Origin of the sequence: Streptomyces sp. UNOB3_S3 (assembly GCF_020740895.1) — a bacterium.
Lineage (GTDB): Bacteria > Actinomycetota > Actinomycetes > Streptomycetales > Streptomycetaceae > Streptomyces.
On record NZ_JAILXP010000360.1, the window covers coordinates 1 to 7,139 of the forward strand.

5 protein-coding genes are annotated in these 7,139 nt (G+C 71.9%); 1 reads left to right on the forward strand and 4 read right to left on the reverse strand.

What is annotated here, in order from left to right; all coding sequences use genetic code 11:
- The coding region (gene lysX / locus K6I33_RS28740) for a bifunctional lysylphosphatidylglycerol synthetase/lysine--tRNA ligase LysX (protein WP_229357459.1) at nt 1-1,967 on the reverse strand (1,967 nt) is incomplete at its 3' end.
- Nucleotides 1,968-2,221: 254 nt separating this feature from the next.
- Between lysX and K6I33_RS28745 the strand changes: the two genes are divergently transcribed.
- A complete protein-coding gene (locus K6I33_RS28745; protein ID WP_229357460.1) occupies nt 2,222-2,416 on the forward strand; it encodes a hypothetical protein in 195 nt (64 codons plus the stop codon).
- 45 nt (nt 2,417-2,461) lie between these two features.
- On the opposite strand, the gene K6I33_RS28750 is transcribed toward K6I33_RS28745, so the two are convergent.
- The 3 genes from K6I33_RS28750 to K6I33_RS28760 form a co-directional block, all read right to left on the reverse strand.
- Complete coding sequence (locus tag K6I33_RS28750; RefSeq protein ID WP_229357461.1) at nt 2,462-3,868, reverse strand: family 2B encapsulin nanocompartment shell protein; 1,407 nt, start codon at nt 3,866-3,868, stop codon at nt 2,462-2,464.
- A 215-nt stretch (nt 3,869-4,083) separates the two neighbouring features.
- Nucleotides 4,084-5,496, reverse strand: coding sequence for a family 2B encapsulin nanocompartment shell protein (locus K6I33_RS28755; protein WP_229357462.1), 1,413 nt, complete (start codon nt 5,494-5,496; stop codon nt 4,084-4,086).
- Between the two features lie 134 nt (nt 5,497-5,630).
- On the reverse strand, nt 5,631-6,869 hold the full coding sequence (locus K6I33_RS28760; RefSeq protein ID WP_229357463.1) for a phosphodiester glycosidase family protein: 1,239 nt from the start codon (nt 6,867-6,869) through the stop codon (nt 5,631-5,633).
- Nucleotides 6,870-7,139: the final 270 nt, after the last annotated feature.

Below are 7,139 nucleotides of genomic sequence, written 5' to 3' on the forward strand. Positions count from 1 at the left end.
GGGTACGGGTCGACGCCCGCCTCCCGCAGCCGGTCCAGCTTGTGCCGCCGTACCCGTACCTGCTCCGGCAGGCCCGCGAGCTCGTCCGCCTCCGCCGCCCCGGCCCCCTCGCCCGCGATGAAGCCCAGCTCGGACAGGGAGGGGAGCCCGGCCGTGGAGGCGGGGCTGGCGATGCCCCGGGCCCGCCCCCGGCGCCACAGCTTCCCCAGGCTCGGCACCGCGACGAAGCCCTCCGCGATGCCCGCCGCGAGCCCGATCCGGGCCAGGGCGCCGGCGTCGGCGTAGCACAGGAAGCGGGGGCGCCACTCGGGGTTGTATTTCACGTTTGAGCGGTAGAGCGCCTCCAACTGCCACCACTTGGAGAAGAACAGCAGGAGCCTGCGCCACAGGCGCAGCACCGGCCCCGCACCGATGCGCGCCCCCTCCTCGAAGGCGGACCGGAAGACGGCGAAATTCAGGGAGATGTGCTTGACGCCGAACCGCCCGGCCTGGGCGCACAGCCGGGTGATCATGAACTCCATGACCCCGTTGGGCGCCGCCCGGTCGCGCCGCATCACGTCCAGCGAGATCCCGTCGGCCCCCCAGGGCACGAACGACAGCAGCGCGATCATCGCGCCCTCGCTGTCGAACGCCTCGACGAGCAGGCAGTCCCCGTCGGCCGGGTCGCCCAGCCGGCCCAGCGCCATCGAGAAGCCGCGCTCGGTCTCGGTGTCCCGCCAGGCGTCGGCCCGCCGGATCACCTCGCCCATCTCCTCGTCGGAGAGCGCCGAGTGACGCCGTACGCGCACGGTCGCGCCCGTGCGCTCCACCCGGTGGACGGCCTGCCGGGTCACCCGCATCTCCCGGCCCTCCAGGTCGAACGTGGCCACCTGGAGGATGGCCTCGTCACCCAGTTGGAGCGCGCCCAGCCCCGCGCGGGCGTAGGCCCGGGCGCCCTCCTCGCCGGCGCCCATCACCGCAGGCTGCCAGCCGTAGCGGCCCGCGACCTCCAGCCAGGCCGTGATCGCGGGGTCCCACGCCTCCGGGTCGCCCAGCGGGTCGCCGGAGGCCAGGCAGACCCCGGCCTCCACCCGGTAGGTGACGGCGGCCTTGCCGCTGGGGGAGAAGACGACGGCCTTGTCGCGGCGGGTCGCGAAGTAGCCGAGGGAGTCCCGGCCGCCGTAACGGCCCAGGAGGGCGCGGATGCGCGGCTCCTCGTCGTCGTGGAGGGCCGCCTCCAGGCGCTGGGAGCGGAAGAGCGTCATCGCCGCGTTCAGCAGGGCCAGCGCGCCGAGCAGGCCGAGGAGGAAGAACAGCCAGTGCGGCGGGTGCCCGTCGAAGTGCCGCCCGCTGACCAGGCCGCCGCACACCTTGTTCGCCACGAACAGCAGCCGGTTGCCGCCGCCGCGCTCCAGCGTGCCTGGGAACAGCGACACCAGCCCCCAGCCCAGCAGGATCGCCGCCGCCAGCCCCGCCGCCAGCACCAGCAGGGCGCGCAGGAACGCCCCGCGCCGGGACGCCGCGTAGAACTCCCGCCGGGCCAGGACCAGCAGCGTCATCGCGGCCAGGCTGAGCACCAGCGAGGGGATCATGTCCCAGTAGCCCACGGCCAGCAGCACCGCGTCGGTGAAGACCAGCAGCGCCAGATAGGCCAGCACGAACCACAACGTGACACGCTTGCGGGCGGCGGTCGCCGCGGCGAGCAGCAGCAGGAAGACGGCGTAGGCGAGGTTCGCGGCGGTCGGGATGGTCAGCAGGTCCAGGGCGCGGGTCAGCGGCAGCACCGCGCGCCGCAGCGGCGGGATCAGGGCGGTCAGCGCGCAGAAGACGCCGAGCAGCCCGAAGAAGAGCGCGAAGCCATTGGGCACCCGGTGGAGGAAGCGCTGCCACGTGGTCACCCGTTCGGCGCCCCCCACGCTCTCCCGCACCCCGCGCGCCCCCGCTTCCCGCGCCGCTGCGGCGGACCGGTCCCGGACTGTGCGGCTCATTCCGTCAGCCTAGGCATCCACCGGTCGCCACGCCCGTCGAAGACGGCCCGCCGAGGGCGTGTGTCCCGCCCGGGCGCGGTGACATGGACGAACGGGCGTGGCGGGACGCGCGCCTCCTTCACGCCCCCGCCGTACGCCTTTCCCCGGCCGCGGCGGTGCGTTCCCACCCGGATGGCGTATGCCCGTCGCACCGGTCCCGGCGGTGAGATGAGCAAGACTGGCGGACGTCCGCCGCCGCACCGAGGAGGTACACCATGGCCGTGTCGATTTCCGTGGTCCTGCTGCTTCTGATCCTGTCGGTGGTGTTCATGCGCAACGGAGGACTGCGCTTCTCGCACGCGATGGTCTGCGTTCTGCTGGGCTTCGTCCTCGCCAGCACCAGCGTCGCGCCGACCATCTCGCACGGGATCAACGCCACCGCCGAGATCGTCGGGGGTGTCAGGCCCTGATGGGTCTGATGGGTTTGATGGACCGGGTGAGTCGGGCGGCGCCGGTCAGCGGCCGATCTCCACGTCCTCGAGCACACCCAGCGCGTCCGGCACCAGGACGGCCGCCGAGTAGTAGGCGCTCACCAGGTAGGACGAGACGGCCTGCTCGTTGATGCCCATGAAGCGCACATTGAGGCTGGGCTGGAACTCGTCGGGAATGCCGGTCTGGTGAAGGCCGATGACGCCCTGATTGTCCTCGCCCATACGCATCGCGATGATCGAGCTGGTGCCGGTGTCGCTCACCGGGATCTTGTTGCAGGGCAGCATGGGGACACCGCGCCAGGAGCGCACGGAGGTGCCCAGTAGATCGATGTTCTTCGGGTAGAGGCCACGGCTGGTGCACTCGCGCCCGAAGGCGGCGATCGTCCGCGGATGGGCCAGGAAGACCTGGGTCTTGCGGCGCCGTGAGAGCAGCTCGTCGAGGTCGTCGGGGGTGGGGGGCCCGCTGCGGGTGTGGATGCGCTGGCCGAGGTCGGCGTTGTGGAGGAGGCCGAATTCGCGGTTGTTGATCATTTCGTGTTCTTGGCGTTCGCGGAGGGCCTCGACGGTGAGTCGCAGCTGCTGTTCGAGCTGGTTCATCGGCTCGTTGTAGAGGTCGGCGACGCGTGTGTGGACCCGCAGCACGGTCTGGGCCACGCTCAGCTCGTACTCGCGGGGCTTGAGCTCGTAGTCCACGAACGTGCCGGTGATGGCCGGCTCACCGGAGTGGCCCGAGGTCACCGCGATGTCCGCCTCGCCCCGCTTGTTGGCGGGGGGAGCGGGCCGGGAGGCGAAGCCCGCGACATGCGCGCGCAGTGCGTCGGAACGGTCGGCGATCTCCTGGAAGGCCTGCCGGTCGAGCGTCAGCACCGCGCAACGGGTCACCGCCCGGACGGTGAAGCCCCAGGTGCCGTCGGGCTCCAGCGGCACCTTCTCGCCGAAGTAGTCGCCGTCGGCGAGGGTGCCGAGCGCGGTCTCGTCCCCGTACTTGCCGGTGCCGGTCTTGGCGAGCTTGCCATGGGCGATGAGGAAGATCCGGTCGGCGGGCTGCCCCGCCTCCGCGAGCGCGTCGCCCGGGGCGTACTCCCGCTGGACGAAGGCGTTCGCCAGGGCCTCCAGGACATCGGCGTCCTCGAAACCGCGCAGGACGGGGAGTTCGCCGAGCTCCGGCGGGATGACCCGGATGTCGGCGCCGGTGGAGATGAACTCCACCCGGCCGTCCCCGACGGTGTAGGTCAGCCGCCTGTTGACCCGGTAGGTGCCGGCCGACACCTGCACCCAGGGCAGGACACGCAGCAGCCAGCGCGAGGAGATCCCCTGCATCTGGGGGACGGACTTGGTGGTCGTCGCGAGCTGGCGTGCCGCGCCGGTGCCCAGGCTCTGCTGTGCCTGAGCGGCCTGCTCGGTGCTCTCCGGCTCCACTGACGTGGTCATATGTGGTGATCACCCATCTGTGTGAATCCTGCTGTGGAACGTGGTGCGGGGTGGCGCGGTCCGGCCGGTGGCCCGGGACCGTTCCGGGGCGCACCCCGGGACGGCACCCCGGAGAGCCGGGCGGCGGCTGTGCCCAGACCGATGGGCCCGCCCGGCTGTCGGGGTGACGAACCTCTTCACGCGCTCATACGGGAAGAGGCCTTCGATGGAATTCCTCAGTGCCCGATCTCGACGTTCTCGAGAATTCCGAGGGCGTCGGGCACCAGGACGGCCGCCGAGTAGTAGGCGCTCACCAGATAGGACATGATGGCCTTTTCGTTGATTCCCATGAAGCGGACGGAAAGGCTCGGCTGGTATTCATCGGGAATTCCCGTGCGGTGGAGGCCGATGACGCCCTGGGACTCCTCACCGGTACGCATCAGCAGGATCGAGCTGACGCCCGTCTCGGTGATCGGGATCTTGTTGCAGGGGTAGATGGGCACGCCCCGCCAGGCGGGCAGGGAGTGACCGCCCACCTGGGCGCTGTCCGGGTAGACGCCCCGGCGGTTGAACTCGCGGGCGATCGCCGCGATGGTGCGCGGGTGGGCCAGCAGGAAGCCCGGGTCCTTCCAGACCGTCGCCAGCAGGTCGTCGAGGTCGTCGGGGGTGGGGGGCCCGCTGCGGGTGTGGATGCGCTGGCCGAGGTCGGCGTTGTGGAGGAGGCCGAATTCGCGGTTGTTGATCATTTCGTGTTCTTGGCGTTCGCGGAGGGCCTCGACGGTGAGTCGCAGCTGCTGTTCGAGCTGGTTCATCGGCTCGTTGTAGAGGTCGGCGACGCGTGTGTGGACCCGCAGCACGGTCTGGGCCACGCTCAGCCCGTACTCGCGGGGCGAGGCCTCGTAGTCCGCGAAGACCCCGGGCAGGGACGGCTCCCCGGAGTGACCGGAGGCGACGTCGATCGCCGACTCCCCGTGCTCGTTGTGGGGGAGGGCCGAGCGGCGGCGATAGGCCTCGATGTGCGCCCGCAGGCCGGGGGAGCCGTCCAGCGCCTCGTGGAAGTCCCCGCGCGGCAGCGTCAGCACCGTACAGGCCGTCACCGCCCGCACCGAGAAGTCCCACTCGCCCGCCTGCTCGGCGGCCAGCGCCTGGTCGCCGACGTACCCGCCGTCGGCCAGGACACCGAGGACGGCCGGCTCGCCGTACTCGCCCTCGTGGAACCTCTCGGCCTTGCCATGGGCGAGCAGCACCACCTCGTCCGCCGGCCGCCCGGCCTCCACCAGCAGCTCACCGGGCCGGAACTCCCGCTGGACGAACCGCCCGGCCAGCGCCTCCAGGACCGCGGGGTCCTCGAAGCCGCGCAGCGGGGGCAGCTCGCCCAGCTCCGCCGGGATGACCCGCACCTCGGCACCGGTCGTGAAGAACTCCACCCGGCCGTCGCCGAGCGTGTGCGTCAGCCGGCGGTTCACCCGGTACGTACCACCGGAGAGCTGAACCCACGGCAGCAGCCGCAGGAGCCACCGTGAGGTGATCCCCTGCATCTGCGGGACGGACTTTGTCGTGGTCGCCAGATTGCGGGCGGCCTCGGTGCCCAGACTCAGCCGCCCGGGTGGATTATCCGTGCCCGCTCCGGTCTCCACTGACGTCGTCATAATCGAATGCCCACCCATCCATTACGGAAGTACCCATTGCGGAACCGTCGGGAATTCCCGCTCGCCCCCATTCGAAGCTAGCAGTGCGAATCGATGGGGGCGATCACTCAAAAGGATGGGATTGAAAGACGATGTCAAGGTCGGATAAAAACGCCGATGCCGTTGGGGACGGGCCGTTCGGCTCCGCCCGACGGATGGTTGCGCACGGTCGGACCGGCTTCTCCCGGGTCCCGGGCGACGAGCGTCGACGAGCCGCCGCCGTCGAGATTGAAGCCGTCGGCGGCCCCCAGCCCCTTCAGGGCCCGGGCCAGCTCCAGCAGGGTCAGCCCGGGACGGTGGGCGGCTCCGCCGTCGAGCGCCAGCAGCAACAGCCGCCGCCCCCGGTCCGCCAGGCCGGCGGCGGTCCGCACGGCGGCGGTCGCCGCGTCCAGCCCCGCGACCGGCCTGCCCCCGCGCAGCAGGGGAAAGCCCCCGATCGCGAAGCGCAGCGACCCCGAACGCCGGGGCCGGAGGTACTCGTCGACCTTCACCCGGTCCCCGACCTTGAGCTTGCGCAGCTGCCGCGCCCCGTCCTCACGCCCCAGCAGCACCACCGAACCGCGCGCGACGGCGCCCCGGCCGGGCCGCTCCGCCACGGCCGCCACCCGGCCCCCGCGCACGGTCAGTTCACGGGTGTCGTCACTGCACGGCGCGCCCCGGTCGGTGTCCGTGCCACAGGTGGCCCGCAGCCGTGACGCCGTGCCCCAGGCCGGGGTGAACGCCCCGATGCCGTCGACCGGGATCGCGTACTGGTTGAAGCCGCTCAGCGGGAACTCGTCGTTCCGAGCGCGCACCGACCCCTCCAGCGTGAGCCGGTCCAGCCGGGCCGTCCGGTCCGCGCCCACGCCCAGCACGTCCTCCGTGGTGCCGCCCGACGGCATCGCCGGGCCGAACCGCTGACCGTCCGGCACCGCCGCCTTCAGATCGTGCCCGCCCGCCACGGCCGGCCCCACCGGCGCGCCCGTGGCGTCCACCCCGGGGTGCTGCGCCTCGGCGATGTTGAAGAAGTCCCCGTTCACCCCGCCGACCGCGCCCCGGTCGGCGGCCATCTTGGACAACCGCTCCCGGGCGCCCACGGCCCCCGGATACAGCAGGTCCACCGACACCCGCCGGTCGCGCAGGTCGACCGTGAGCAGATGCCCGTACGCCGGTCCGTTCGATCCCTTCAGCGAGAACCCCCGATACGTCACCCCGGGCCCCAGCGCGGACGGCGCGCCCAGCTCGGGCGGGGAGAACTCCTCCGTGCCCGCCCACGCCGTGCCGCCCCCGACCAGCGAGACCCATACCACCAGTACCGTCAGAACCGCGCGCAGGCGGCGTCCACGTCTTCCCACTGTCACCCCAGAGGTCCCGTCAACTCTGTCATGGCGCAAGGGACTTAACCATGCCCCGAAAGAACGACAGGGAAAGCTCAGGCGGCGCCCGGCGCAACTCTCGGCCCGGCCCTGTCGAACGGCCCGGTGGGGCCCCGATACTCGCAAGCGTCAGCGCGCGCAGCCCGCCCCTATTCGCTCACCGAGCCACCGGGAGGCAGCCCCATGTCCCGTACGCGCCGATCCGCCGTCCTCGCCCTCGGAGCGGGCCTCGGAGCCGCCCTCGCCGGT

Excerpts from the sequence above, each read along its gene's own strand:
- K6I33_RS28745 (WP_229357460.1), top strand. The coding sequence starts at position 2,222 with ATGGCCGTGTCGATTTCCGTGGTCCTGCTGCTTCTGATCCTGTCGGTG.
- K6I33_RS28750 (WP_229357461.1), bottom strand. The coding sequence starts at position 3,868 with ATGACCACGTCAGTGGAGCCGGAGAGCACCGAGCAGGCCGCTCAGGCA.
- K6I33_RS28755 (WP_229357462.1), bottom strand. The coding sequence starts at position 5,496 with ATGACGACGTCAGTGGAGACCGGAGCGGGCACGGATAATCCACCCGGG.